Raw genomic sequence first — 26,222 nt, forward strand, 5'->3', positions numbered from 1 at the left:
TCCACAGGAATAGTGGATAACTGCCTGCAGCCCGTATGCCCTGCCGCCTGGGCAATTCCCACACTAACCGCATATTGTGGGGGTAAATATTTTTTCTCAATTCTTTTGAAATTTAATTGGTTGAATTGCAGGCAGCAGACGACGCGATCTCGCTCGCAATTTAACCAAATATATTGCTACAACAATGCGGTGAGATTGAGGTACTTTCCGGTTAGCGCGTTTTCAGGGGGTTCATCAAGCCATGGGATCTCCCCAAGCAGCGGTGCGGAAATCATCCGCTTGAGCGTGGCCATATATTCAGCGTGACGTTTGCCCGGTGGAGTCACATCGTTCGCCACCCACCCTGCAAGGGTAAGTCCGGCTTGCTGTACAGCCTGTGCGGTCAGCATCGCGTGATTAATACAGCCGAGTTTCACGCCCACAACCAGTATCACTGGCAGTTGTTCTTGCGTTACCCAATCCGCGAAAGTGAAAGACTCAGAAAGCGGCGTAAACCAGCCTCCTGCACCTTCTACCAGTACCCAGTTTGCCTGCTGTGCCAGCGCGTGTAATCCGGCGCTCATAACCACGGGGTCGATGGGTCTGCCCTCTTGCGCGCTGATGATGTGCGGCGAGGTCGGTTCTGCGAAGGTGTAAGGGTTTACCGTGGCGTAATCCAGTTGCAGGCTACTGTTGCGTTGCAACGCCAGTGCGTCGCTATTACGTAAGCCTTCTACTGTCATTTCGCTGCCGGAGGCAACAGGTTTGTAACCTGCCGTCCGGTAGCCTGCCGCCTTCGCGGCCTGTAAAAGCGCACAACTGGCGACGGTTTTCCCTACTTCAGTATCCGTTCCGGTGACAAAATAACGTTTACTCACGAGCAATCACTCCCAAAAAAAGATGATACGTCAGAGGATATCGCCCCTGTTGTTGCGGCCAGGCTAGTTGCAATCGCTGCAACTGCGAACGCGTTAATATTCGCGGGTCGCGCCCTTCATGAAGATGCGTTGCGCCAATGCCTTTCAGCGAGCGCATGGCACTGAGCGCATCATCAAACCACAGTGTGACGGGCTGAATATGGTGTTGATAACGCAAGCCTTTCAGCGACTGTTCGATTTCATCTGGCGGTAAAAAGCGATTAGCATGCGGGCGTTCGTCTACCGCCAGCCACGCCTGATGCAGTTCGGGTAACGATCCCTGCGCCAGTGTGGTAAACGCGACCATGCCTCCGGGGCGCACCACCCGATACAGCTCGCGGAGTGCCGTGGATAAATTACCGCACCACTGCACCGCGAGATTGCTCCATGCAAGATCGAACGTCGCGTTCGCCAGCGGTAAGGATTCGATATCGCCCGCCAGATAATGATCTGCGGCATCTTGTTGGCGTGCCTGCGCAAGCATAAGTGGCGAGAGATCTAAGGCCGTCACCTGCGAGTGACGTTCGCGCCAGTGGCGGCTCATCCAGCCTGGTCCACAGCCAGCATCCAGTACGTGGGGGTATTTACGCTGTGGGAGCATTGCCAGTAAGGCATCGGCACTCTGGCGCTGTAAATCTGCGTGTTCCTCGTATTGCGCGGCTGCCCGACCAAATGCCGCCGCAATGGCTTGTTTATTGACCGTTGCCATGCAGCACCTCCAGCAGGCGGTCGATATCCTGTGTTTCATGTGCCGCAGTCAACGTCAGGCGCAGTCGCGCAGTGCCGACGGGTACGGTTGGCGGGCGAATCGCCGTGACCCAGCAGTCTTGCTGGCGCAGTTTTTCTGCCAGTTGTAACGCACGGCTGTTATCACCGACGATTAATGGCTGGATGGCGCTGCATGAATCCGCAAGCGTAAACGGCAAACCCTGCACTCCGGCACGAAAACGCGTAATGAGTGCCGCCAGTTTTTCGCGCCGTGCATCACCCTCATCACTACGAATGACCGCCAGCGATGCACGTAATGCCTGCGCCTGAGCGGGCGGCATACTGGTGCTGTAGATAAGATGGCGGGCGAATTGCAGCAGATAATTCGCCACGCTATCAGAACAAAGCACCGCCGCGCCGCTGACACCAAATCCTTTGCCAAAAGTGACTACCAGCAGTTCCGGCTTCACCTTTTGCTGCCAACAACTGCCTCGCCCCTGTTCACCGATAACGCCCGTGCCGTGGGCATCATCGACCATCAACCAGCCATTGTGCTGTTGCGTTACCTGTTGAATTTCCGTAAGCGGCGCGCTATCGCCGTCCATACTAAACACACCTTCTGTCACCACCAGTTGCTGCCCCAGACAGGAGGCAGCAAGCAGACGTTCCAGATGAGCGACATCGTTATGAGTAAAACGGCGAAGCTGCGACGGGCTTAAACTGGCAGCCTCCAGCAAGGAGGCGTGGCTAAGCCGGTCGGCAACAATACGATCCTCTTTCGCCATCATCGCAGTAATGACCGCCTGATTAGCGGCAAAACCAGAGATAAACAACAGCGCCCGCGAATAGCCCAGCCACTCGGCCAACTCTTCTTCCAGCGACTGATGCGCCACGCTATAACCGCTGACATGGCCGGAACCGCCGCTACCGACGCCAAATTGTTCCGCCCCCTGCTGCCAGGCACTGATAATTTGCGGATGATGGCTTAAACCGAGGTAATCATTGCTGGAAAAGTTCAGATACTGGCGCTCGTCCGCCACCAGCCAGCGTCCGGCTCCTTGCGCCACCGGATAACGGCGACGCAGGGCATCGGCAGCACGCCGCGCATCGAGCGCCGCGTTGATTTTCTCCTGCCAGCTCATAGTGCTGCCGCGTTGTAATATTCGTCGGTGTCCGGGGTCATCAGCGCCTGCTCCAGACGCTGTTGTTGCTCGTTATCGCCCGCCAGAACGGCGGTTTGCTGCGGATTCAGCCCCAGTTTGCGGAACAGTTGCAGGTCTTTATCTTCTTCTGGATTCGGCGTGGTTAGCAGTTTGCAGCCGTAGAAAATCGAGTTTGCGCCAGCCATAAAGCACATTGCCTGAGTCTGTTCGTTCATCTGCTCACGTCCGGCAGAAAGGCGCACGTAAGAGGTCGGCATCATGATCCGCGCTACGGCAATGGTGCGAATAAAATCAAAGGCATCGACATCATCGTTATCGGCCAGAGGCGTGCCTTTCACCTTCACCAACATGTTGATTGGCACGCTTTCCGGCGGCGTCGGCAGGTTTGCCAGTTGCAGCAATAATCCGGCGCGATCTTTTACTGTTTCGCCTAAGCCGACAATGCCGCCAGAACAGACTTTGATCCCGGCATCGCGCACTTTTTCCAGCGTATCGAGACGTTCCTGATAAGTGCGTGTGGTGATGATATTGCCGTAAAACTCCGGCGAGGTGTCGAGGTTGTGGTTGTAGTAATCCAGCCCGGCATTCGCAAGGCGCTGCGCCTGAGATTCACTCAACGTACCCAGCGTCATACACGCCTCCAGGCCCATCGCTTTTACCCCCTGCACCATTTGTTCCAGATACGGCATATCGCGTTCGTGGGGATTCTTCCACGCCGCGCCCATGCAAAAACGCGTCGATCCCGCCGCTTTCGCTTTGCGCGCCGACTCCAGCACCTGTTCGACTTCCATCAACCTCTCGGCTTCCAGTCCGGTTTTGTAGCGCGAGCTTTGCGGGCAATATTTGCAATCTTCCGGACAAGCTCCGGTTTTAATCGACAGCAAAGTGCTGACCTGCACCTGACGAGGATCAAAATGCTGGCGGTGGACCTGCTGTGCTTCAAACAGCAGATCCAGCAACGGTTTTTCAAATAATTCTGTGACTTGCGACAATGTCCAGCGTGGGCGGTGAGCCATGGGGCTTCTCCAAAACGTGTTTTTTGTTGTTAATTCGGTGTAGGCTTGTAAACCTAAATCTTTTCAATTTGGTTTACAAGTCGATTATGACAACGGACGATCTTGCCTTTGACCAACGCCATATCTGGCACCCATACACATCCATGACCTCCCCGCTGCCGGTTTATCCGGTGGCGAGCGCCGAAGGTTGCGAGCTGATTTTGTCTGACGGTAGACGCCTGGTTGACGGTATGTCGTCCTGGTGGGCGGCGATCCACGGCTACAATCACCCGCAGCTTAATGCCGCGATGAAGTCGCAAATTGATGCTATGTCGCATGTGATGTTTGGCGGTATCACCCATGCGCCAGCCATTGAGCTGTGCCGCAAACTGGTGGCAATGACGCCGCAACCGCTGGAATGCGTTTTTCTCGCGGACTCCGGTTCCGTGGCGGTGGAAGTGGCGATGAAGATGGCGTTGCAGTACTGGCAGGCCAAAGGCGAAGCGCGCCAGCGTTTTCTGACCTTCCGCAATGGTTATCATGGCGATACCTTTGGCGCGATGTCGGTGTGCGATCCGGACAACTCAATGCACAGCCTGTGGAAAGGCTATCTGCCAGAAAACTTGTTTGCTCCGGCTCCACAAAGCCGTATGGATGGCGAATGGGATGAGCGCGATATGGTGGGCTTTGCCCGCCTGATGGCAGCGCATCGCCATGAAATCGCGGCGGTGATCATTGAACCGATTGTTCAGGGCGCTGGCGGGATGCGCATCTACCATCCGGAATGGTTAAAACGAATCCGCAAAATGTGCGACCGTGAAGGTATCTTGCTAATTGCTGACGAGATCGCCACCGGATTTGGTCGTACCGGCAAACTGTTTGCCTGCGAACATGCAGAAATCGCGCCGGACATTTTATGTCTCGGCAAAGCCTTAACGGGCGGCACGATGACCCTTTCCGCCACGCTTACCACGCGTGAGGTTGCGGAAACCATTAGTAACGGCGAAGCCGGTTGCTTTATGCATGGGCCAACGTTTATGGGCAATCCGCTGGCCTGCGCAGCAGCAAACGCCAGCCTGGCGATTCTCGAATCTGGCGACTGGCAGCAACAGGTGGCGGCTATTGAAGTACAGCTGCGCGAGCAACTTGCCCCCGCCCGTGATGCCGAAATGGTTGCCGATGTGCGCGTGCTGGGGGCAATTGGCGTGGTCGAAACCACTCGCCCGGTGAATATGGCAGCGCTGCAAAAATTCTTTGTCGAACAGGGCGTCTGGATCCGGCCTTTTGGCAAGCTAATTTACCTGATGCCGCCCTATATTATTCGCCCTGAACAGTTGCAGCGCCTGACCGCAGCGGTTAACCGTGCGGTACAAGATGAAACATTTTTTTGCCAATAACGAGCAGTCAGCCTGAAGGTTTCTGGCTACACTTTCTGCAAACAAGAAAGGAGGGTTCATGAAACTCATCAGTAATGATCTGCGCGATGGCGATAAGCTGCCGCATCGTCATGTCTTTAACGGCATGGGTTACGATGGCGATAATATTTCGCCGCATCTGGCGTGGGATGATGTTCCTGCGGGAACGAAAAGTTTTGTTGTCACCTGCTACGACCCGGATGCGCCAACCGGCTCCGGCTGGTGGCACTGGGTAGTGGTTAACTTACCCGCTGATACCCGCGTATTGCCGCAGGGGTTTGGCTCTGGTCTGGTAGCAATGCCAGACGGCGTTTTGCAGACGCGTACCGATTTTGGTAAAACCGGGTACGATGGCGCCGCGCCGCCGAAAGGCGAAACGCATCGCTACATTTTTACCGTTCACGCGCTGGATGTAGAACGTATTGATGTCGATGAAGGTGCCAGCGGCGCGATGGTCGGGTTTAACGTCCATTTCCACTCTCTCGCCAGCGCATCGATTACCGCGATGTTCAGTTAATCACTCTGCCAGATGGCGCAATGCCATCTGGTATCACTTAAAGGTATTAAAAACAACTTTTTGTCTTTTTACCTTCCCGTTTCGCTCAAGTTAGTATAAAAAAGCAGGCTTCAACGGATTCATTTTTCTATTTCATAGCCCGGAGCAACCTGTGAACACATTTTCAGTTTCCCGTCTGGCGCTGGCATTGGCTTTTGGCGTGACGCTGACCGCCTGTAGCTCAACACCGCCCGATCAACGTCCTTCAGATCAAACCGCGCCTGGTACCTCTTCTCGCCCGATTCTGTCGGCAAAAGAAGCGCAGAATTTCGATGCTCAACACTATTTTGCGTCCCTGACACCAGGTGCTGCAGCGTGGAATCCTTCCCCGATTACCCTGCCTGCGCAACCTGACTTTGTTGTCGGCCCGGCGGGTACCCAAGGTGTAACGCATACCACGATTCAGGCAGCGGTGGATGCGGCAATTATCAAGCGTACCAACAAGCGCCAGTATATTGCCGTGATGCCTGGTGAGTATGAAGGCACGGTCTATGTCCCTGCCGCTCCGGGTGGAATTACTCTGTACGGTACAGGCGAAAAACCGATTGATGTGAAGATTGGGCTTTCACTTGATGGTGGCATGAGTCCTGCCGACTGGCGTCACGACGTCAACCCGCGCGGCAAATATATGCCAGGTAAACCAGCGTGGTATATGTACGATAGCTGCCAGAGCAAACGCAGCGACAGTATCGGTGTTCTCTGCTCTGCGGTCTTCTGGTCACAAAACAATGGCCTGCAACTGCAAAACCTGACCATCGAAAACACGCTGGGCGATAGCGTAGATGCGGGTAACCATCCGGCGGTGGCACTGCGTACTGATGGCGACAAAGTGCAGATCAATAACGTCAACATTCTCGGTCGTCAGAATACCTTCTTTGTCACCAACAGCGGTGTGCAGAACCGTCTGGAAACCAACCGTCAGCCGCGTACTCTGGTGACGAATAGCTATATTGAAGGGGATGTGGATATCGTTTCTGGTCGCGGCGCGGTGGTGTTCGATAATACCGAATTCCGCGTGGTGAACTCCCGTACTCAGCAAGAAGCGTATGTGTTTGCACCGGCTACGCTGTCTAACATCTATTACGGTTTCCTCGCCGTAAACAGCCGTTTCAATGCTTCCGGTGATGGCGTGGCGCAACTGGGCCGCTCGCTGGATGTTGATGCCAATACCAACGGTCAGGTGGTGATCCGTGATAGCGCCATCAACGAAGGTTTTAACACGGCTAAACCGTGGGCCGATGCGGTGATTTCCAATCGTCCATTTGCGGGTAATACCGGCAGCGTTGACGATAGCGACGAAGTACAGCGCAATCTGAATGACACTAACTACAACCGCATGTGGGAATACAATAACCGCGGCGTGGGTAGCAAAGTGGTTGCAGAGGCGAAGAAGTAATACGTTTAAAATTACCGGATGGTGATGTGTATACATCTCATCCGGAATTATAAAGTCATGAAAGTCAATATTAACATCATGACAAATAAAACCGCTGCAATTTTTATCGATAACGGAAAGAAAATAACTTTAGCGTTTTTCTTATTTCGCTCCAATACACTAATTAATCTTTTTTTAGCATCTGTTTCAGGAAAATTTATCCCTTCCGCTTTAGTCTCCCACTCCAGTTCATTTTTGCTGGTCGTCGCATAAACATATTTTTTTCCTTTCAAATAAAACTGAATAAATACCCTGACGTTATTTCCTGCAGAAAATTTTTTTAATGAGTATGGGACATCCACATTTTCAATCACAATCCCTTTGTCTGAAATTTCGATAGCTTTGATAAAAAAATAGGGTATTAGCAAACCACTAATGCCAACCATTAATCCACTTCCAAGCAACCATGCCATCAGATTATCCATACCTGTTAAAAAGTGTATATTATTTTCAGTTACGACTTGACAATTGCGAATAAAACCGATAAAAAATGAAAATGCCATTATACACAAACTGCTGGTGAAAATTTTTATAGGTAAAGATACCGGCTGCATAACTAAATAGCTATTTTCAATTTTACACGCTTTAGATAACGACTTCATTTTTATCAGAAATAGAATCTGCAATAATGATAAAAAGAATAAATACATACCCCACTTCATAAAACCACCTGTTATCAATAGCTATGTAACAATAGATATATAAGCAATCATTTTGAATATTGCATCTTTAAATTACGATACAAAAATATCATCAAACTCCCTTACTACAATTGTAACCATGGAGCCATATATCTCGCCAAAGCATCTTTAAGATAGACATATTATTGCGACAGAGAAATCATTTCTTAGTAACAATTTACAATATTCATCATCATTGGTTATATTAAAACACCAACACATCCACAATGTGGATAAATAATGTGACGCATACCATTAATCGAATGGATAATAATTAATTGATAGAAATATAATTGCTGTATGAGAGGGATACCAATGAAAACATTGGTATCCCTTGCTCTGCTATATCTGACGGTTTTTATTGAAGTTAATCAAACTACCCGCTTTGATAATCTCGCGCTCTTCAGCAGTCAGACTTTCCATATAGAGCGTAATCTCCGTTACCGGCGCATCTTTATGGATCACATAACCTTTAAACGTCGTACCTGGATTATCCAGCGCCGCTTTAATGCCAGGGATGTAAATGTAATCACCTACGTCAAAATTCGGTGCTTCCGCCATTTGCAGCGGTAACATCCCCCAGTTGATGACGTTAGAACGGTAGCGTTTAGTCGCGTACTCCTCGGCAATATTCGCCAGACCGCCAATCACACGCTGGCAACTCGCCGCCTGCTCACGCGCAGAACCATCGCCTGGTTTGACCGCATAGACCATGCTGCCAATTTCAGTTTGCAGCGGATCAATATTTTCCTGACCAGCAATCTGCTTAATACGCGCAAAAACGTCTGCCAGTTCGCTGACATTCCCCGCCAGACGCTGATTTTCCAGCTCGGCAGTGGCTTTACTTCTGCCAACATAACCCGGATCACGGCGTGACAGGGTAAACTCCGCCAGACCAATTGGATTTGAACGATACGAAGAGGTTTCACCGGAAGGAATCAATTCGTCAGTGGTGGTCACTTCGTCGAGGATCTTCGAGCACACTTTGAGGACGATATTGTCAGTCAGCGCGCCTAATTCCGGCCAGTCTTTAATGTTCGGTCCGTAGATCAGCGGTTGCTGAGTCGCCCCTTTCACAAAACCCTGATAAACACGGTTTTTATACGGAGTTACATCAAAGGCGTACTCCGGCACGTTGTCCCAGCAATCGAGTTCGCTGGCAGAGGTTAAATAACCACCGTTTGCCGCAGTCGCAGCGATAGAACGAGCGTCCATCAACGCTACCGCTGACATCTGCCCATTGGCTGGCTTAGAGCCTTCACGGTTCGGGAAGTTACGCGTGGTGTGGCGAATACTCAAACCGTTGTTGATTGGCGTATCGCCCGCGCCAAAGCATGGGCCGCAGAACGCAGTTCTGATGATTGCGCCTGCGCCAATCAAATCTGCTACCACACCTTTTTTGGCGAGATCCATAAACACCGGCTGTGATGACGGGTAAACCGCCAGCGAGAAGGTGTCATTGCCACAGGATTGACCGCGCAGCGCATTTGCTGCGGCGATAACGTTTTCATAGTTACCGCCAGAACAGCCAGCGATAATCCCCTGCTGCACTTTCAGGCGACCATTTTCCACTTTATCCAGCAGCGAGAGTTTGGCTTTACCATGCGCCACGCGTTCGGACTCAATTTCAATCTCACGCAGAATGTCAGTCAGATTCTGGTTCAGCGTGTCGATTTCATACACGTTGCTCGGGTGGAACGGCAGCGCAATCATCGGTTTGATGGCACTTAAATCAACGCTGATGCAGCCATCGTAGTACGCCATTGGCTGAGGATTAAGCTGGCAGTAATCCTGGCCGCGACCGTGCAGCGCCAGCCAATTATGCACTTCTTCATCGGTTTGCCAGACAGAACTTAAACAGGTAGTTTCAGTGGTCATCACGTCAACGCTGTTACGGAAATCGGTAGAGAGCGCAGCAACACCGGGACCTACGAATTCCATCACTTTGTTTTTGACGTAGCCGTTTTTGAACACGGCGCCGATGATAGCCAGCGCCACATCCTGCGGCCCCACATACGGCGCAGGTTTTCCGGTCAGATGCACCGCAACCACGCCCGGATAGTCGATATCCCAGGTGTCATTAAGCAGTTGTTTTACCAGCTCGCCGCCGCCCTCACCGACTGCCATTGTCCCTAATGCACCGTAACGGGTGTGGCTGTCTGACCCGAGGATCATTTTGCCGCCGCCTGCCATCATTTCACGCATATATTGATGGATGACCGCAATATGCGGAGGCACAAAAATACCGCCATAACACTGAGCTGCTGATAAACCAAAAATATGGTCATCACCGTTAATAGTGCCGCCCACAGCACAGAGTGAATTATGGCAGTTGGTCAGCACATACGGCAGCGGGAAACGTTCCATACCGGACGCTTTAGCGGTCTGTACAATACCAACAAAGGTAATATCGTGAGAGGCTAATGAATCAAACTTAATTTTAAGTTTATCCATATTTCCGGACGTATTATGAGAAGAGAGTATTGACCAGGCAATAGTGCCTTTTTTTGCTTCTTCTTTTTTTATTTCGCCGGTGAAATGTTCTTCGGCAATTATTTCGTTATTACTGGCGAGAAACACGCCTTTTTCAGATAACTTGATCATCAAATGCTCCAGATATCTGTGCACCGTGAAGTGCGCAGAAAGATAATAAATGGATATACTCTAAATAATTCGAGTTGCAGGAAGGCGACAAGCGAGTGAATCCCCAGGAGCTTACATAAGTAAGTGACTGGGGTGAGCGAACGCAGACGCAGCACATGCAACTTGAAGTATGACGAGTATATTTACAGCATGTTCCAGCCGATCAGCATATTCCACCACCATACGCCAAGGGTGATATGCACCAGGAAGGTTAATATCGTCAGTACCGCACCAACCAACCACCAAGATTTAATATCGTTGTAACCCACACCAAAGATGACCGGACCAGCCGCGCCACCATAGTGAGTAACCATGCCGCCATAGGAGTTGGAGAACAACAGTGCCAGCGCGGTTAACATTAACGGTGCGCCGGAGACGTTCGCCAGCATGGCAAATACCGGCAACATGGCAACGATATAGGCACTACCGGAAGCGAAGAAATAACGCACGATGATGCTAAGGAAAATAATAACGAAGAAAGCAACGTTACCGTGACCATCAAATGCCAGGTTATTTTTAAAGACTTCAGCTAACCATTCGAAGAATTTCACTTTCGATAATAATGAGCTTAAGCCGATAATACCGCCGTACCAGATTAAGGTATTCCAGCCGCCTTTATTTTTGACCACGTCTTCCCAGGTCACAATGCCCAGCAACAACATGGTCGCCATAACAACAATTGCCACTGAAGATTCATCAACACCCAGGCTCTTACTGAAAATCCAGCCCAGCAGTGCCAGCACAAAGACAACGAGCAGCATTTTTTCACGGATTTTCATCGGCCCCAGTTCAGCAAGGCCCGCTTTGGCGATGGTTTTGTTATCCACCTTTTTAATTTCTGGCGGATACATGGTGTAAATCACCAGCGGAGTAACCAGCAGCATAATGATGCCCGGCAATCCGGCGGCCAGCGCCCATCCACCCCAGCTAATTTGCAGGTGCAGAATGTCGTTGATCATTTTCAGCGCCAGAATGTTCCCCGCCATTGCGGTAAAGAACATATAGCTGGTGGTTTTGGTGACCATGTAAATGGACATCATCAAGTAATGTCCGACACGACGCGGGCTTTTTTCAGGTTCTGACCCCAAAGCCACCGCCACGCTGTTGATGATCGGTAACACAATGCCGCCCGCACGCGCGGTGTTAGACGGTGTTGCCGGAGCCAGTACCAGATCGAGGAATACCGTAACGTAACCCAGACCTAGGGTAGTGCTACCAATTTTACCAATCAGCAAATAGGCAATACGTTTGCCTAAGCCGGTGGTCACAAATGCGGCGCTTAAAGTAAACGCCGAGAACACCAGCCAGGTAGTACCTGAAGAGTAACCGCTTAATACGGCGGTGGTTTTAAACGCACCGTCGGATAAGTTACCGACCACCACCATCGAGGCAGCAACGGCAATTAACAGTACGACAGGTTCCGGGAAAGGCTTGATAACCAGCCCCACAATCGCCGCCAGGTAAATACCAAAAAGTACCCATGCCAGTTCGCTTAATCCTGCCGGGGCTGGCATAACGCCAATAATACATGGGATCGCTAATATCAGAATTAGCTTCCATAACGATTTCTTATTCATTTAAAATCCTGTTCTTTCTGTATGACTCATACAGAAGTCCTTTATTGATTGTCCTTATCACGACAACGAAATTTTTCAGGGAAGATAAACTTCACCGGAAAATATTTTTCTGGTCGTCCGAATAACAGATGCACGTAACGTTGTGGCATCCTGACCGTCATTACTTAAATGAACGTCAAGCGCACCACTGGGGTGTTCAATATTGATATTGCCGTACCCCACAGAAGGGACGATTTGTCGGGTGACGGTGCCTTCCAATGCACAGCTACTGGAAATGGCAATAGCGCCAGTTATCGCCAGTGCGCGATGGCAAGAATGCGGCATAAAATAACGCACATTAATTGCCCCGCCTTTCTGCGCTGGAGAAATAAGCACAGGTTTAGGGATAACCATATTACTAACATCGCCTAAGCCCATTGCTTTACCCGCTTGCAGACGGATAGATTCAATGCGGGCTAATAATGCTTTGTCGGCATCCAGTTCCGCCGGTAATTCATAGCCTGTTTTGCCCAGATATTCAGCCGGAATAATGACGACTGGCATCGCCATATCAATACAGGTCACTGGAACATCGTCAAAATAATCAATCTGTTTATCAGTCGGGAAGACTTTTCCGGTTTTTGTTCCTGCTGCATTCAGGAAAGTGAGAGCGACCGGTGCGGCTGTCCCTGGCACACCATCAATTCTGGCGCTACCCTCGTACTTGACAACACCATTTGGCGTTTGCACATCAGCTTCGATGAACGTACCAGTATTGACGTTGCGGATACGCACACGGGTGATCGGTGATGTCGCTGCAATCAAACCATTTTCAATGGCGAATGCCCCAACCCCAGACAGCATATTGCCGCAGTTTGGTGTCGTATCAACCCGCTGCTCATGGACGATAACCTGAGCAAACAGATAATCGACATCAGCACGCGGATCGTCGGAACGGCTAATAATGGCGACTTTACTGGTCAGCGGATTACCGCCGCCGATACCGTCTATTTCCAGATCGTTACCGGAACCCATAATTGCCATCAATATTTTATCGCGCTGCGTTTGATCTTCGGGTAAATGTTCCGCTAACAGGAACGCGCCCCTCGAGGTTCCACCTCGCATCATCACGCAGGGTATTTTTTTCATAATAATGCCCTCAATTTAAAAACATAACTTATTGCGATATGGTTACATTAAGGGCAAAGCATCTCTAATGACTTTAGCTCCACGATTAATAACATTTTTTCATTAATTTAAGTGATTAAATTGCAGTTAAACTGTTTAACTGTAAATCACTAAAATGCACCGCTTCCATTTTTCGGAGTAATAATGAAGCATGAATTATCAGGTATGAAGGCATTTGTCATACTGGCAGAGTCCAGTTCATTTAACAATGCCGCTAAATTACTCAATATTACGCAACCTGCATTAACGCGAAGAATAAAAAAGATGGAAGAAGATTTACATATTCAACTTTTTGAGCGTACAACTCGCAAGGTTACGTTAACAAAAGCAGGAAAAAGGTTGCTCCCGGAGGCGCGGGAATTAATAAAGAAATTCGATGAAACGCTTTTTAGTATTCGTGATATGAATGCTTATCATCGTGGTATGGTGACGTTAGCGTGTATTCCGACCGCCGTATTTTATTTTTTACCGCTGGCAATCGGTAAATTTAATGAGCTGTATCCCAATATTAAAGTGCGGATTCTGGAACAAGGTACGAATAATTGCATGGAATCGGTGCTGTGCAATGAATCTGACTTTGGCATAAACATGAACAATGTCACAAATTCATCCATTGACTTTACCCCACTGGTCAATGAGCCGTTCGTGCTGGCCTGTCGGCGTGACCATCCATTGGCCAAAAAGCAGCTAGTGGAATGGCAGGAGTTAGTAGGTTACAAAATGATTGGCGTGCGTTCCTCCAGCGGCAACCGACTGCTAATTGAGCAAAGATTGTCCGACAAGCCCTGGAAACTGGACTGGTTTTATGAAGTGCGTCATCTTTCGACGTCATTAGGATTGGTGGAAGCGGGACTGGGGATTTCGGCGCTTCCTGGCCTGGCAATGCCTCATGCGCCCTATTCTTCGATTATTGGTATCCCATTGGTGGAACCCGTTATACGTCGGACATTGGGAATAATTCGCCGTAAAGATGCCGTACTTTCTCCAGCAGCAGAACGCTTTTTTGCCTTGCTGATTAATTTATGGACTGACGATAAAGACAATTTGTGGACCAATATCGTCGAACGCCAGAGACACGCGTTACAGGAGATAGGCTAATACTCCCGGCGCAGGAGATTCAGCGCCGGGTAAATCAGCGGTTAGTGTGCGTTCACCACAACCCACATTGGCCCCTGCCCTACCGCATAGCGGCCTTTTTCATGCAGCAGCCCCTGCTCGCCGACAATTTCGTATACCGAGATATGGTGCGATTTTTGCCCGGCGGCAATCAGATATTTGCCACTGTGATCAACATTAAAGCCGCGCGGCTGAGTTTCCGTTGGCTGGAAGCCTTCTTTACTCAACACGCTGCCATCTTCCGAAACGCTGAAAACGGTAATCAGACTGGCGGTACGGTCGCAGGCGTATAAATGACGACCATCCGGGGTGATATGAATATCAGCCGCCCAACGGGTGTCGGAGAAGTTTTCCGGCATCATATCCAGCGTCTGGACACATTCGATATTGCCGTGCGGATCTTTCAGTTCCCAGACATCCACTGAGCTGTTTAACTCATTGACGCAATATGCATATTGTTCGTTTGGATGGAACACCATATGACGCGGACCGGCCCCTTCAACGGTAGTCACTTCTGCGGGGTCCTGCGCCACCAGATGACCGTCATCGCTGACCGTAAACAGGCAAATACGATCCTGCTTTAATGCCGGAACCCACAGGGTGCGGTTATCTGGTGAAATATTGGCGGAATGACAGCCGTCCAGTCCCTCAACCACATCGACAACGCCCACAGGCAGGCCATCTTCCAGTCGCGTTACGCTCACGTTACCCGCATTATAAGAGCCGACAAAAACAAACTGCCCATGGTGATCGGTGGAAATATGCGTCGGGCTACCCGGCAGCGCAGACTCTGCGGCAAATGTCAGTGCGCCATCATCTGGTGCAATGCGATACGCCAGAACGCGAAATTCGGGACGAACGCCAACGTAGAGGTAACGTTTATCCGGGCTGACCACCATCGGCTGCACCTGCCCCGGCACATCGACAACCTGTGTCAGCGTCAGCACGCCTTCATGATTCAGGTTCCAGACGTGAATTTGCTGGCTCTCAGGGCTGGCGATATAAACTGTTTGCTTCATGAATGCTCCTTTGCATTTAGCAACTGACTTTAACAGCTAAAATTAGTCGCTTTTGGCGGTGAATGCTGAATTAAAACGCAGAATTTTGTCCGATAGTGGTATCGGTGTACCATTCGCGCAGACGAAAATTCTTAACCTTAATCTGGAAAACGCCATGACCACACGCGTGATTGCTCTCGACTTAGACGGCACCTTATTGACCCCGAAAAAGACTCTGCTTCCCTCATCGATTGAAGCGCTTGCCCGCGCTCGCGAAGCAGGTTACCAATTGATTATCGTCACGGGTCGCCATCACGTCGCTATTCATCCTTTTTATCAGGCGCTGGCGCTGGATACACCTGCTATTTGCTGTAATGGCACCTATTTGTATGATTATCATGCAAAAAATGTGCTTGAAGCCGATCCAATGCCCGTTAACAAAGCCCTGCAACTCATCGAGATGCTGAATGAACACCACATTCACGGTCTGATGTATGTGGATGACGCAATGGTCTATGAGCATCCGACCGGACATGTCATTCGCACGTCTAACTGGGCGCAGACTTTGCCGCCGGAACAACGCCCGACTTTCACACAAGTCGCTTCTCTGGCTGAAACGGCGCAACAAGTTAACGCCGTGTGGAAGTTCGCTCTGACGCACGATGACCTGCCGCAGTTACAGCATTTTGGTAAGCATGTTGAACATGAGTTGGGTCTGGAGTGTGAATGGTCCTGGCACGATCAGGTTGATATTGCACGCGGCGGCAACAGTAAAGGCAAACGCCTGACGAAATGGGTTGAGGCGCAAGGCTGGTCGATGGAAAACGTAGTCGCATTCGGCGATAACTTCAATGATATCAGTATGCTGGAGGCTGCCGGAACGGGTGTAGCGATGGGCAATGCCGATGACGCGGTAAAAGCACGCGCCAATATCGTGATTGGTGACAATACCACCGACAGCATCGCCCAGTTTATTTATAGCCACCTGATTTAATCAGGCGGTTATCGACACACTTTTAATTTGCGCGTATAGCCACAGGCCAGGTTTGATCGCCAGTTCATCCCTGGCCCACGGGCTTATTCGCGCCCACAGCGTTTTACCGCCGACTTCCAGTTCCACTTCCACCTGGCCGTTATCGTCATAGCTATTGACGACTTTTGCGCGCAGCACATTGCGGATGCTGGTTTGTTGCGGCGGTTGTAAAACCAGAGAAACATCGGAAGCCTGGATGCGGATGCGTAGCGCGGCTTGCAGCGGTTCATCCAGCTTATTAACCCATAAATGCTGATCGCCCAGCGCCAGCGCGGTCATTGCGTAACGCGGATGATGTTCCAGTACCGTTACTTTCAGAATGCTGCTTTGTTGCTCTTTCGGCAGCCACGGATTCATCACGCTACTGCCCCACACTTCTTCCAGCGCCCCGAAAGCTTTCACCTGGCCGTTTTCCAGTACCATCACTTTGTCCGCCAGATGGAGGATTTCATCCAGCGAATGACTGACATACAGCATCGGAATGTTGATTTCCCGCGTCAGCCGTTGCAGATAAGGCAATAGCTCGCGTTTGCGCGGAAGATCCAGCGACGCCAGTGGTTCATCCAGCAATAATAATTCCGGAGCCGTCAGCAATGCCCGACCAATTGCCACACGCTGTTTTTCGCCTCCGGACAGGCTGCCCGGTAAACGGTCAAGCAACGGTTCAATGCCTAAAAGCGCCACCAGCTTATCGAACTGATCGACCATACTTTTCGACATGCCGTAGCGCAGATTGCCACGCACTTTGTAATGCGGGAACAGCCGTGCATCCTGAAACACATAGCCAACGCGACGCTTTTCCGGCGTCAGGCAGATACCTTTTTCGGCATCATTTAGTACCCGACCATTGAGGACAATCCGCCCTTTTTGCGGGCGCGTCAGTCCACTAATGGCGTTAATCAGCGAAGTTTTTCCGGCACCGGAGACGCCAAAGATAGCAGTGATGCCATTGGCGGGCAGCGTTTCATTAATGGTCAGGCAATGGTTGCCCAAGGTCTGGGAAAAATTCAGTTCCAGCATGATTATCGCCCCGCCCGTTCACGGCTGATTCTGGCCAGCCATTCTGAAATCAACAGGGAGATCATCGCCAGCGCAATAGAAATAATGCAGAGTCTCGCCGCGCCGCTTTCACCGCCTGGGGTCTGGATCAGGGTATACATGGCAGAAGGAATGGTTCGCGTTTCACCTGGAATGTTAGAAACAAAGGTGATGGTTGCACCAAATTCACCGAGCGAACGAGCAAATGCCAGTACTGTACCGACGATAATTCCCGGCAACGTCAGCGGTAACGTGATAGTAAAGAAAACACGCCAGCGCCCAGCCCCCAGCGTTCTTGCGGCCTGTTCCAGTTTGACATCAACCCCTTCCAGCGCCAGACGAATCGCCCGCACCATCAACGGAAAAGACATGACTGCGGCAGCGAGAACCGCGCCGCGCCAGCTAAACGCGAAGGTAATGCCAAACCAGTCATACAGGCGTTCGCCGATAAATCCGCGCCGTCCCATAGAAACTAACAGCAAGTAACCGACAACCACGGGCGGTAACACCAGCGGTAGATGCAGTACGCTGTCGAGCAGAGCTTTGCCCGGAAACGTGCAACGCACCAGTAACCAGGCAAAAAAGATCCCAAACGGCAGGCTAAACAGCACAGCCAGGGAAGAAACTTTCAGGCTTAATAAAACCGCCTGCCATTCTGGATCGGTCAGTATCATTACTTAGTTGTAAATCCGTAACGTTTAAAGATTTCCGCAGCCTGCGGTCCCTTCAGATAATCGTAAAATGCTTTCACTGTCGCGTTGTTATGCCCTTCCACGACGGCAACCGGATATTCCACTTTTTTATGCGAATCTTCCGGGAAAGTGGCGACCACTTTTACCCCTTTGCTGGCAACTGCGTCAGAACCGTAGACAATACCCAGCGGCGCTTCATTACGTTCGACCAGCGCCAGCGCCCCACGAACATCTTCTGCCGGAGCCAGTTTCGGGGAGAGCGTATCCCATGCGCCCAGTTTTTGCAGAGCTTCTTTCGCATAAATGCCAGCCGGAACATGTTCCGGATCGCCAACCGCCAGGCGGCCGCCATTCAGCAGAGAGGTCCAGTTAGTTTTGCTGTCGATGGTGAACTCTTTCTGCTCGCTGGTTTTCGGTGCTACAACGACCAGGCTATTGCCGAGCAAGGTTTGACGCGTGGCGGTATCAATTCCTTTTTTATCAATTGCATAATCCATCCATTTCTGATCGGCAGAAATAAACAGATCCGCAGGCGCACCTGCTTCAATCTGACGAGCCAGAGTAGAAGAGGAGGCGAAAGAAGAAACGACGTCTACGCCTTTCTCTTTTTTATACTGCGTAGCGATATCCTGCATCGCGTTGGTCAGTGATGCTGCGGCAAAAACCGTGATTTTCCCTTCATCCGCCAACGCATTGCCAGCAACAGTGAAAGAGAGCGCCGCCCCGGCAAACAGGTTTAACCATTTACGAGCCATTTGTAACCCCTTTATTTAACGTTATGTAGGCGTCAATATAACGGCAAGTTCAGAATTTTCCCAGCAGTTATTGTTAACCTTTGAGAGGTAGATAGAAAAAATATCGGCAGGAAAAGCAGGAAGTTGAGAAAAAGAAAATGCCCGACTCAGCGGGCATTCATGGAATCAATGATTTTGTCCGGGCTGGTCTTTTTTACCAACACCAGAAAAGATGTTGAATACTTCACCAAGACCGTAAATCAGACCCAGGATGATGGCCATCACGACAGGTACCATGATTACGGCGAATACCAGACTTTTTAATAACTCTAACATGGTCAACTCCAGATGTAGTCCTGTGACTATTCTAACCGTTAAGCACAGAAAAGCACTCCCCTTTTGTGCGGTCAGCTTTGCGTGGCGCTCATTTTCCGTCACAATAAGACTTTTGCCAGGACATTGTTATGCAGGCCGAAATCCTTCTCACTCTTAAGCTGCAACAAAAGCTCTTTGCCGACCCACGCCGCATTTCGCTACTAAAACACATCGCGCTTTCCGGTTCCATCAGCCAGGGGGCGAAAGATGCCGGTATCAGCTATAAAAGCGCCTGGGATGCCATTAACGAAATGAATCAGTTAAGTGAGCATACGCTGGTTGAACGAGCTACGGGCGGAAAAGGCGGTGGCGGTGCTGTGCTGACCCGCTATGGTCAACGACTGATTCAGCTTTACGATCTTCTCGCCCAGATCCAGCAAAAAGCCTTTGATGTGTTAAGTGACGATGACGCCCTGCCGCTGAACAGTCTGCTGGCCGCGATCTCACGTTTTTCACTGCAAACCAGCGCCCGTAACCAGTGGTTCGGTACCATCACCGCCCGCGATCATGATGACGTTCAACAGCATGTTGATGTCTTACTGGCCGACGGCAAAACACGCTTAAAAGTCGCGATTACCGCGCAAAGTGGCGCGCGTCTGGGGCTGGATGAAGGCAAAGAAGTGTTGATTCTGCTGAAAGCGCCGTGGGTGAACATTACCCAAGATGACACCGTAGCCCAGAGTGCCGACAACCAATTGCCGGGCATTATTCGCCATATAGAGCGCGGCGCAGAACAGTGCGAAGTATTAATGGCGCTACCCGACGGGCAAACCTTGTGCGCCACGGTGCCGGTAAATGAAGCGACTTCTCTTCAGCAAGGACAGAATGTCACGGCCTACTTTAATGCCGACAGCGTGATTATCGCCACGCTGTGCTAAGCGTGTTGACAATTTGTTATGAAACACGTATCCCTGTCAGTAATCGCTGCACAAAATGGGATATAAAATGTCATCGTTGCAAATTTTGCAAGGCACGTTTCGTCTTAGCGACACAAAAACGCTGCAATTGCCTCAGCTAACGTTAAACGCGGGCGATAGTTGGGCGTTTGTCGGTTCTAATGGCAGCGGGAAGTCGGCGCTGGCCCGCGCGCTGGCCGGTGAACTTCCGCTTTTGAAAGGTGAACGGCAAAGCCAGTTTTCCCACATCACTCGTCTCTCCTTCGAGCAATTGCAAAAGCTCGTCAGTGACGAATGGCAGCGGAATAACACCGATATGCTCGGCCCTGGCGAAGATGACACCGGGCGCACCACGGCTGAGATCATTCAGGATGAAGTTAAGGATGCACCGCGTTGTGCGCAACTGGCGCAGCAGTTCGGCATTACCGCCCTGCTCGACCGACGTTTTAAATATCTTTCCACTGGCGAGACGCGTAAAACCCTGCTCTGTCAGGCGCTGATGTCGAAGCCTGACTTATTGATTCTTGATGAACCGTTCGATGGTCTTGACGTTGCCTCACGTCAGCAGCTGGCAGAATTACTCGCCTCGTTACATCAGTCCGGTATTACTCTGGTACTGGTGCTCAATCGCTTCGATGAGATCCCGGAATTTGTCCAGTTTGCTGGTGTGCTGGCGGATTGCACGTTAGCGGAAACTGGCGCTAAAGAGGAACTGCTCCAGCAAGCACTCGTCGCGCAACTGGCGCATAGCGAACAGCTTGAAGGTGTGCAACTGCCGGAGCCGGATGAACCTTCAGCACGTCACGCCTTACCCGCCAACGAACCGCGCATTGTGCTGAACAACGGCGTGGTTTCTTATAACGATCGCCCCATTCTTAATAACCTTAGCTGGCAGGTGAATCCTGGCGAACACTGGCAAATTATCGGGCCAAATGGCGCGGGAAAATCGACATTATTAAGCCTGATTACTGGCGATCATCCGCAAGGTTACAGCAACGATTTGACGCTTTTCGGCCGACGTCGCGGCAGCGGCGAAACCATCTGGGATATTAAAAAGCATATCGGTTACGTCAGCAGTAGTTTGCATCTGGATTACCGGGTCAGCACTACCGTGCGTAATGTGATCCTTTCTGGCTATTTTGATTCGATTGGCATTTATCAGGCCGTTTCGGATCGCCAGCAAAAGCTGGTGCAGCAGTGGCTGGATATTCTCGGCATTGATAAACGCACGGCTGACGCCCCTTTCCATAGTCTTTCCTGGGGGCAACAACGCCTGGCGCTGATCGTCCGCGCACTGGTGAAACATCCGACTTTGCTTATTCTCGATGAACCACTACAGGGGCTGGATCCGCTCAATCGCCAGCTTATCCGCCGTTTTGTTGACGTGCTAATTAGCGAAGGTGAAACGCAATTATTGTTTGTTTCGCACCATGCGGAAGATGCGCCTGCCTGTATTACCCATCGTCTGGAGTTCGTGCCAGACGGTGACCTCTATCGTTATGCGCTGACAAAAATAAATTGAGTCGGTAATGCTGACTGTGCCGGATGCGGCGTAAACGCTTTATCCGGCCCACGGTTCGACGCATCAGGCATAAAACCGCATCTTTTTTTCAGATAAAAAGCGCAATCATTCATAAACCCTCTGTTTTATAATCACTTAATCGCGCATAAAAAACGGCTAAATTCTTGTGTAAACGATTCCACTAATTTATTCCATGTCACACTTTTCGCATCTTTGTTATGCTATGGTTATTTCATACCATAAGCCTAATGGAGCGAATTATGAGAGTTTTGGTTACCGGTGGTAGCGGTTACATTGGAAGTCATACCTGTGTGCAATTACTGCAAAACGGTCATGATGTCATCATTCTTGATAACCTCTGTAACAGTAAGCGCAGCGTACTGCCTGTTATCGAGCGTTTAGGCGGCAAACATCCAACGTTTGTTGAAGGCGATATCCGTAACGAAGCGTTGATGACCGAGATCCTGCACGATCACGCTATCGACACCGTGATCCACTTCGCCGGGCTGAAAGCCGTTGGCGAATCGGTACAAAAACCGCTGGAATATTACGACAACAACGTCAACGGTACTCTGCGTCTGATTAGCGCCATGCGCGCCGCTAACGTCAAAAACTTTATCTTCAGCTCCTCCGCCACCGTCTATGGCGATCAGCCCAAAATTCCATACGTTGAAAGCTTCCCGACCGGCACACCGCAAAGCCCTTACGGCAAAAGCAAACTTATGGTGGAACAGATCCTCACCGACCTGCAAAAAGCCCAGCCGGACTGGAGCATTGCCCTGCTGCGCTACTTCAACCCGGTTGGCGCGCATCCGTCGGGCGATATGGGCGAAGATCCGCAAGGCATTCCGAATAACCTGATGCCGTACATTGCCCAGGTTGCTGTAGGCCGTCGCGACTCGCTGGCTATTTTTGGTAACGATTATCCGACCGAAGACGGTACTGGCGTACGCGATTACATCCACGTAATGGATCTGGCGGACGGTCACGTCGTGGCGATGGAAAAACTGGCGAACAAGCCTGGCGTACACATCTACAACCTCGGCGCAGGCGTAGGCAGCAGCGTGCTGGACGTGGTTAATGCCTTCAGCAAAGCCTGCGGCAAACCGGTTAACTATCATTTTGCACCGCGTCGCGAGGGCGACCTTCCAGCCTACTGGGCGGACGCCAGCAAAGCCGACCGTGAACTGAACTGGCGCGTAACGCGCACACTCGATGAAATGGCGCAGGACACCTGGCACTGGCAGTCACGCCATCCACAGGGATATCCCGATTAAGGAACGACCATGACGCAATTTAATCCCGTTGATCATCCACATCGCCGCTACAACCCGCTCACCGGGCAATGGATTCTGGTTTCACCGCACCGCGCTAAGCGCCCCTGGCAGGGGGCGCAGGAAACGCCAGCCAAACAGGTGTTACCTGCGCACGATCCAGATTGCTTTCTCTGCGCAGGTAATGTGCGGGTGACAGGCGATAAAAACCCCGATTACACCGGGACTTACGTTTTTACCAATGACTTTGCGGCCTTGATGTCTGACACGCCAGACGCGCCAGAAAGCAACGATCCGTTGATGCGTTGCCAGAGCGCGCGCGGTACCAGCCGGGTGATCTGCTTTTCACCTGATCACAGTAAAACACTGCCAGAACTCAGCGTTGCGGCATTGACGGAAATCGTCAAAACCTGGCAGGAGCAAACCGCAGAGCTGGGAAAAACCTATCCGTGGGTGCAGGTCTTTGAAAACAAAGGTGCAGCGATGGGGTGCTCTAACCCGCATCCGCACGGACAGATTTGGGCAAATAGCTTCCTGCCTAACGAAGCTGAGCGCGAAGACCGCCTGCAAAAAGAATATTTTGCCGAGCAGAAATCGCCAATGCTGGTGGATTATGTCCAGCGCGAGCTGGCAGACGGTAGCCGTACCGTTGTCGAAACCGAACACTGGTTAGCCGTAGTGCCTTACTGGGCTGCCTGGCCGTTCGAAACGCTACTGCTGCCCAAAGCCCATGTTTTGCGGATCACCGATTTGACCGACGCCCAGAGCAGCGATCTTGCGCTGGCGTTGAAAAAGCTGACCAGTCGTTATGACAACCTCTTCCAGTGCTCCTTCCCCTACTCTATGGGCTGGCACGGTGCGCCGTTTAATGGCGAAGAGAATCAACACTGGCAGCTGCACGCGCACTTTTATCCGCCTCTGCTGCGCTCCGCCACCGTACGTAAATTTATGGTCGGTTATGAAATGCTGGCAGAAACCCAGCGTGATCTGACGGCAGAACAGGCAGCAGAGCGTTTGCGCGCAGTCAGCGATATCCATTTTCGCGAATCCGGAGTGTAAGAAATGAGTCTGAAAGAAAAAACACAATCTCTGTTTGCCAACGCATTTGGCTACCCTGCCACTCACACCATTCAGGCGCCTGGCCGCGTGAATTTGATTGGTGAACACACCGACTACAACGACGGTTTCGTTCTGCCCTGCGCGATTGATTATCAAACCGTCATTAGCTGTGCGCCACGCGATGACCGTAAAGTTCGCGTAATGGCAGCCGATTATGAAAATCAGACTGACGAGTTTTCCCTCGATGCGCCCATTGTCGCGCATGGAAACTATCAATGGGCGAACTACGTTCGTGGCGTGGTGAAACATCTGCAACTGCGTAACAACAACTTCGGCGGCGTGGACATGGTGATCAGCGGCAACGTGCCGCAGGGTGCCGGGTTAAGTTCTTCCGCCTCACTCGAAGTCGCGGTCGGAACCGTATTGCAGCAGCTTTATCATCTGCCGCTGGACGGCGCACAAATCGCGCTTAACGGTCAGGAAGCAGAAAACCAGTTTGTTGGCTGTAACTGCGGGATCATGGATCAGCTAATTTCCGCACTCGGCAAGAAAGATCATGCCTTGCTGATCGACTGCCGCTCGCTGGGGACCAAAGCGGTTTCCATGCCGAAAGGCGTAGCTGTGGTCATCATCAACAGTAACTTCAAACGTACCCTGGTTGGCAGCGAATACAACACCCGTCGTGAACAGTGCGAAACCGGTGCGCGTTTCTTCCAGCAGCCAGCCCTGCGCGATGTCACCATTGAAGAGTTCAACGCTGTTGCGCATGAACTGGACCCGATCGTCGCGAAACGCGTGCGTCATATCCTGACCGAAAACGCGCGTACCGTTGAAGCTGCCAGCGCGCTGGAGAAAGGCGACCTGAAACGTATGGGCGAGTTGATGGCAGAGTCTCATGCCTCTATGCGCGATGATTTCGAAATCACCGTGCCGCAAATTGACACTCTGGTCGAAATCGTAAAAGCTGTGATTGGCGACAAAGGTGGCGTACGCATGACCGGCGGCGGATTTGGCGGCTGTATCGTCGCGCTTATTCCGGAAGAGCTGGTGCCTGCCGTACAGCAAGCTGTCGCTGAACAATATGAAGCAAAAACAGGTATTAAAGAGACTTTTTACGTGTGTAAACCATCACAAGGAGCAGGACAGTGCTGAACGAAACTCCCGCACTGGCACCCGATGGTCAGCCGTACCGACTGTTAACTTTGCGTAACAACGCAGGGATGGTAGTCACGCTGATGGACTGGGGTGCGACTTTACTTTCCGCCCGTATTCCGCTTTCCGATGGCAGCGTCCGCGAGGCTCTGCTTGGCTGCGCCAGCCCGGAATGCTACCAGGATCAGGCCGCATTTCTTGGGGCCTCTATTGGTCGTTATGCCAACCGTATCGCCAATAGTCGTTATACCTTTGACGGTGAAACCGTGACGCTGTTGCCAAGTCAGGGCGTCAACCAACTGCACGGCGGCCCGGAAGGGTTCGACAAACGCCGCTGGCAGATTGTGAACCAGAACGATCGTCAGGTGCTGTTTGCCCTGAGTTCAGATGATGGCGACCAGGGCTTTCCGGGTAATCTCGGCGCAACGGTGCAATATCGTCTGACCGACGATAACCGTATCTCTATTACTTATCGCGCCACAGTTGATAAACCTTGCCCGGTGAATATGACTAATCACGTCTATTTCAATCTTGACGGCGAGCAGTCTGACGTGCGCAATCACAAGTTGCAGATTCTGGCGGACGAATACCTGCCGGTTGATGAAGGCGGCATTCCGCACGACGGCCTGAAATCTGTCGCCGGAACGTCTTTTGATTTCCGCAGCGCCAAAATCATCGCCAGTGAGTTTCTTGCCGACGACGATCAGCGCAAAGTGAAAGGTTACGATCACGCGTTCTTGTTACAGGCCAAAGGCGATGGCAAAAAAGTGGCGGCGCATGTCTGGTCAGCAGATGAAAAATTGCAGCTGAAGGTCTACACCACCGCTCCGGCTCTGCAATTCTACTCCGGCAACTTCCTCGGCGGCACGCCATCAAGAGGAACTGAACCTTACGCCGACTGGCAGGGGCTGGCGCTGGAAAGCGAGTTTCTGCCGGACAGCCCGAACCACCCTGAATGGCCGCAGCCGGACTGCTTCTTGCGTCCTGGCGAAGAGTATTCCAGCCTGACGGAATATCAGTTTATTGCTGAGTAATGTTAAGCCCTCGTCATGAGGGCTTTATCCTCGTATTGTTCAAATCACCAGCAAATACCGACAT

General features: G+C 51.2%; 24 protein-coding genes. 11 read left to right on the forward strand and 13 right to left on the reverse strand.

What is annotated here, in order from left to right:
- Positions 1–176: 176 nt before the first annotated feature.
- Genes bioD through bioB form a run of 4 tightly spaced genes read right to left on the reverse strand, consistent with a single transcriptional unit; the run spans position 177 to position 3,783 of the window.
- Entirely contained in the window at positions 177–857 is a 681-nt protein-coding gene (gene bioD / locus FEK43_RS08280) for a dethiobiotin synthase (protein WP_130214907.1), read from the reverse strand.
- A complete protein-coding gene (gene bioC, locus FEK43_RS08285) occupies positions 850–1,605 on the reverse strand; it encodes a malonyl-ACP O-methyltransferase BioC (protein WP_130259784.1) in 756 nt (251 codons plus the stop codon). Before bioC ends, bioD begins: the two co-directional genes overlap by 8 nt.
- Positions 1,589–2,746, reverse strand: coding sequence for an 8-amino-7-oxononanoate synthase (bioF, locus tag FEK43_RS08290; RefSeq protein WP_135406233.1), 1,158 nt, complete (start codon positions 2,744–2,746; stop codon positions 1,589–1,591). The genes bioC and bioF overlap by 17 nt, the downstream gene beginning before the upstream one ends.
- Positions 2,743–3,783, reverse strand: coding sequence for a biotin synthase BioB (bioB, locus tag FEK43_RS08295; RefSeq protein WP_000951213.1), 1,041 nt, complete (start codon positions 3,781–3,783; stop codon positions 2,743–2,745). The genes bioF and bioB overlap by 4 nt, the downstream gene beginning before the upstream one ends.
- Before the next feature lie 86 nt (positions 3,784–3,869).
- Here bioB and bioA point away from each other — a divergent pair, with 86 nt between their 5' ends.
- From bioA to FEK43_RS08310, 3 genes are all read left to right on the forward strand, one after another.
- Positions 3,870–5,159, forward strand: a complete 1,290-nt coding sequence (gene bioA, locus FEK43_RS08300; RefSeq protein WP_130259787.1) for an adenosylmethionine--8-amino-7-oxononanoate transaminase — start codon at positions 3,870–3,872, stop codon at positions 5,157–5,159.
- A gap of 58 nt (positions 5,160–5,217) precedes the next feature.
- On the forward strand, positions 5,218–5,694 hold the full coding sequence (locus FEK43_RS08305) for a kinase inhibitor (RefSeq protein WP_000767391.1): 477 nt from the start codon (positions 5,218–5,220) through the stop codon (positions 5,692–5,694).
- A gap of 151 nt (positions 5,695–5,845) precedes the next feature.
- A complete protein-coding gene (locus FEK43_RS08310; RefSeq protein WP_130214915.1) occupies positions 5,846–7,129 on the forward strand; it encodes a putative acyl-CoA thioester hydrolase in 1,284 nt (427 codons plus the stop codon).
- 47 nt (positions 7,130–7,176) lie between these two features.
- On the opposite strand, the gene FEK43_RS08315 is transcribed toward FEK43_RS08310, so the two are convergent.
- From FEK43_RS08315 to FEK43_RS08330, 4 genes are all read right to left on the reverse strand, one after another.
- Entirely contained in the window at positions 7,177–7,830 is a 654-nt protein-coding gene (locus tag FEK43_RS08315) for a hypothetical protein (RefSeq protein ID WP_131161687.1), read from the reverse strand.
- A gap of 360 nt (positions 7,831–8,190) precedes the next feature.
- Complete coding sequence (locus tag FEK43_RS08320; protein ID WP_138158504.1) at positions 8,191–10,452, reverse strand: hydratase; 2,262 nt, start codon at positions 10,450–10,452, stop codon at positions 8,191–8,193.
- Between the two features lie 182 nt (positions 10,453–10,634).
- Positions 10,635–12,068, reverse strand: coding sequence for an anion permease (locus FEK43_RS08325; protein ID WP_130259791.1), 1,434 nt, complete (start codon positions 12,066–12,068; stop codon positions 10,635–10,637).
- A gap of 75 nt (positions 12,069–12,143) precedes the next feature.
- The gene (locus FEK43_RS08330; protein WP_130209938.1) at positions 12,144–13,196 is read right to left on the reverse strand and encodes a 4-oxalomesaconate tautomerase; all 1,053 of its coding nucleotides are present in this window, start codon (positions 13,194–13,196) and stop codon (positions 12,144–12,146) included.
- A gap of 183 nt (positions 13,197–13,379) precedes the next feature.
- Between FEK43_RS08330 and FEK43_RS08335 the strand changes: the two genes are divergently transcribed.
- Positions 13,380–14,333 (forward strand): LysR family transcriptional regulator, encoded by a 954-nt coding sequence (locus tag FEK43_RS08335; protein ID WP_135406229.1) that lies wholly within the window; start codon positions 13,380–13,382, stop codon positions 14,331–14,333.
- Between the two features lie 41 nt (positions 14,334–14,374).
- Here the strand turns inward: FEK43_RS08335 and pgl are convergent, their stop codons facing one another.
- The gene (pgl, locus tag FEK43_RS08340; protein WP_130209934.1) at positions 14,375–15,370 is read right to left on the reverse strand and encodes a 6-phosphogluconolactonase; all 996 of its coding nucleotides are present in this window, start codon (positions 15,368–15,370) and stop codon (positions 14,375–14,377) included.
- A 154-nt stretch (positions 15,371–15,524) separates the two neighbouring features.
- Here pgl and ybhA point away from each other — a divergent pair, with 154 nt between their 5' ends.
- Entirely contained in the window at positions 15,525–16,343 is an 819-nt protein-coding gene (gene ybhA / locus FEK43_RS08345; RefSeq protein WP_001397055.1) for a bifunctional pyridoxal phosphate/fructose-1,6-bisphosphate phosphatase, read from the forward strand.
- On the opposite strand, the gene modC is transcribed toward ybhA, so the two are convergent.
- From modC to acrZ, 4 genes are all read right to left on the reverse strand, one after another.
- The gene (modC, locus tag FEK43_RS08350; protein WP_130209932.1) at positions 16,344–17,402 is read right to left on the reverse strand and encodes a molybdenum ABC transporter ATP-binding protein ModC; all 1,059 of its coding nucleotides are present in this window, start codon (positions 17,400–17,402) and stop codon (positions 16,344–16,346) included.
- Between the two features lie 2 nt (positions 17,403–17,404).
- Entirely contained in the window at positions 17,405–18,094 is a 690-nt protein-coding gene (modB, locus tag FEK43_RS08355) for a molybdate ABC transporter permease subunit (RefSeq protein WP_000604034.1), read from the reverse strand.
- On the reverse strand, positions 18,094–18,867 hold the full coding sequence (gene modA, locus FEK43_RS08360) for a molybdate ABC transporter substrate-binding protein (protein ID WP_130209930.1): 774 nt from the start codon (positions 18,865–18,867) through the stop codon (positions 18,094–18,096). The genes modB and modA overlap by 1 nt, the downstream gene beginning before the upstream one ends.
- Before the next feature lie 165 nt (positions 18,868–19,032).
- The gene (gene acrZ, locus FEK43_RS08365; RefSeq protein ID WP_000891515.1) at positions 19,033–19,182 is read right to left on the reverse strand and encodes a multidrug efflux pump accessory protein AcrZ; all 150 of its coding nucleotides are present in this window, start codon (positions 19,180–19,182) and stop codon (positions 19,033–19,035) included.
- Positions 19,183–19,310: 128 nt separating this feature from the next.
- On the opposite strand from acrZ, the gene modE reads away from it, so the two are divergent.
- From modE to galM, 6 genes are all read left to right on the forward strand, one after another.
- On the forward strand, positions 19,311–20,099 hold the full coding sequence (gene modE / locus FEK43_RS08370; RefSeq protein ID WP_130209928.1) for a molybdenum-dependent transcriptional regulator: 789 nt from the start codon (positions 19,311–19,313) through the stop codon (positions 20,097–20,099).
- A gap of 67 nt (positions 20,100–20,166) precedes the next feature.
- Positions 20,167–21,639 (forward strand): molybdate ABC transporter ATP-binding protein ModF, encoded by a 1,473-nt coding sequence (gene modF / locus FEK43_RS08375; protein WP_130209926.1) that lies wholly within the window; start codon positions 20,167–20,169, stop codon positions 21,637–21,639.
- Between the two features lie 260 nt (positions 21,640–21,899).
- Positions 21,900–22,916, forward strand: a complete 1,017-nt coding sequence (gene galE / locus FEK43_RS08380) for a UDP-glucose 4-epimerase GalE (protein WP_001265443.1) — start codon at positions 21,900–21,902, stop codon at positions 22,914–22,916.
- A gap of 9 nt (positions 22,917–22,925) precedes the next feature.
- Positions 22,926–23,972 (forward strand): galactose-1-phosphate uridylyltransferase, encoded by a 1,047-nt coding sequence (galT, locus tag FEK43_RS08385; RefSeq protein WP_135406228.1) that lies wholly within the window; start codon positions 22,926–22,928, stop codon positions 23,970–23,972.
- 3 nt (positions 23,973–23,975) lie between these two features.
- Entirely contained in the window at positions 23,976–25,124 is a 1,149-nt protein-coding gene (gene galK / locus FEK43_RS08390) for a galactokinase (RefSeq protein WP_131161683.1), read from the forward strand.
- Positions 25,118–26,158, forward strand: coding sequence for a galactose-1-epimerase (gene galM, locus FEK43_RS08395; RefSeq protein ID WP_059321515.1), 1,041 nt, complete (start codon positions 25,118–25,120; stop codon positions 26,156–26,158). Before galK ends, galM begins: the two co-directional genes overlap by 7 nt.
- Positions 26,159–26,222: the final 64 nt, after the last annotated feature.

The organism is Escherichia sp. E2562, from assembly GCF_005781075.1.
GTDB lineage: Bacteria > Pseudomonadota > Gammaproteobacteria > Enterobacterales > Enterobacteriaceae > Escherichia.

Bases quoted from the DNA above. Each gene is read 5' to 3' on its own strand.
- bioC (WP_130259784.1), bottom strand. From the start codon at position 1,605: ATGGCAACGGTCAATAAACAAGCCATTGCGGCGGCATTTGGTCGGGCA.
- bioF (WP_135406233.1), bottom strand. From the start codon at position 2,746: ATGAGCTGGCAGGAGAAAATCAACGCGGCGCTCGATGCGCGGCGTGCT.
- bioB (WP_000951213.1), bottom strand. From the start codon at position 3,783: ATGGCTCACCGCCCACGCTGGACATTGTCGCAAGTCACAGAATTATTT.
- bioA (WP_130259787.1), top strand. From the start codon at position 3,870: ATGACAACGGACGATCTTGCCTTTGACCAACGCCATATCTGGCACCCA.
- FEK43_RS08305 (WP_000767391.1), top strand. From the start codon at position 5,218: ATGAAACTCATCAGTAATGATCTGCGCGATGGCGATAAGCTGCCGCAT.
- FEK43_RS08315 (WP_131161687.1), bottom strand. From the start codon at position 7,830: ATGAAGTGGGGTATGTATTTATTCTTTTTATCATTATTGCAGATTCTA.
- FEK43_RS08320 (WP_138158504.1), bottom strand. From the start codon at position 10,452: ATGATCAAGTTATCTGAAAAAGGCGTGTTTCTCGCCAGTAATAACGAA.
- FEK43_RS08325 (WP_130259791.1), bottom strand. From the start codon at position 12,068: ATGAATAAGAAATCGTTATGGAAGCTAATTCTGATATTAGCGATCCCA.
- FEK43_RS08330 (WP_130209938.1), bottom strand. From the start codon at position 13,196: ATGAAAAAAATACCCTGCGTGATGATGCGAGGTGGAACCTCGAGGGGC.
- FEK43_RS08335 (WP_135406229.1), top strand. From the start codon at position 13,380: ATGAAGCATGAATTATCAGGTATGAAGGCATTTGTCATACTGGCAGAG.
- pgl (WP_130209934.1), bottom strand. From the start codon at position 15,370: ATGAAGCAAACAGTTTATATCGCCAGCCCTGAGAGCCAGCAAATTCAC.
- ybhA (WP_001397055.1), top strand. From the start codon at position 15,525: ATGACCACACGCGTGATTGCTCTCGACTTAGACGGCACCTTATTGACC.
- modC (WP_130209932.1), bottom strand. From the start codon at position 17,402: ATGCTGGAACTGAATTTTTCCCAGACCTTGGGCAACCATTGCCTGACC.
- modB (WP_000604034.1), bottom strand. From the start codon at position 18,094: ATGATACTGACCGATCCAGAATGGCAGGCGGTTTTATTAAGCCTGAAA.
- modA (WP_130209930.1), bottom strand. From the start codon at position 18,867: ATGGCTCGTAAATGGTTAAACCTGTTTGCCGGGGCGGCGCTCTCTTTC.
- acrZ (WP_000891515.1), bottom strand. From the start codon at position 19,182: ATGTTAGAGTTATTAAAAAGTCTGGTATTCGCCGTAATCATGGTACCT.
- modE (WP_130209928.1), top strand. From the start codon at position 19,311: ATGCAGGCCGAAATCCTTCTCACTCTTAAGCTGCAACAAAAGCTCTTT.
- modF (WP_130209926.1), top strand. From the start codon at position 20,167: ATGTCATCGTTGCAAATTTTGCAAGGCACGTTTCGTCTTAGCGACACA.
- galE (WP_001265443.1), top strand. From the start codon at position 21,900: ATGAGAGTTTTGGTTACCGGTGGTAGCGGTTACATTGGAAGTCATACC.
- galT (WP_135406228.1), top strand. From the start codon at position 22,926: ATGACGCAATTTAATCCCGTTGATCATCCACATCGCCGCTACAACCCG.
- galK (WP_131161683.1), top strand. From the start codon at position 23,976: ATGAGTCTGAAAGAAAAAACACAATCTCTGTTTGCCAACGCATTTGGC.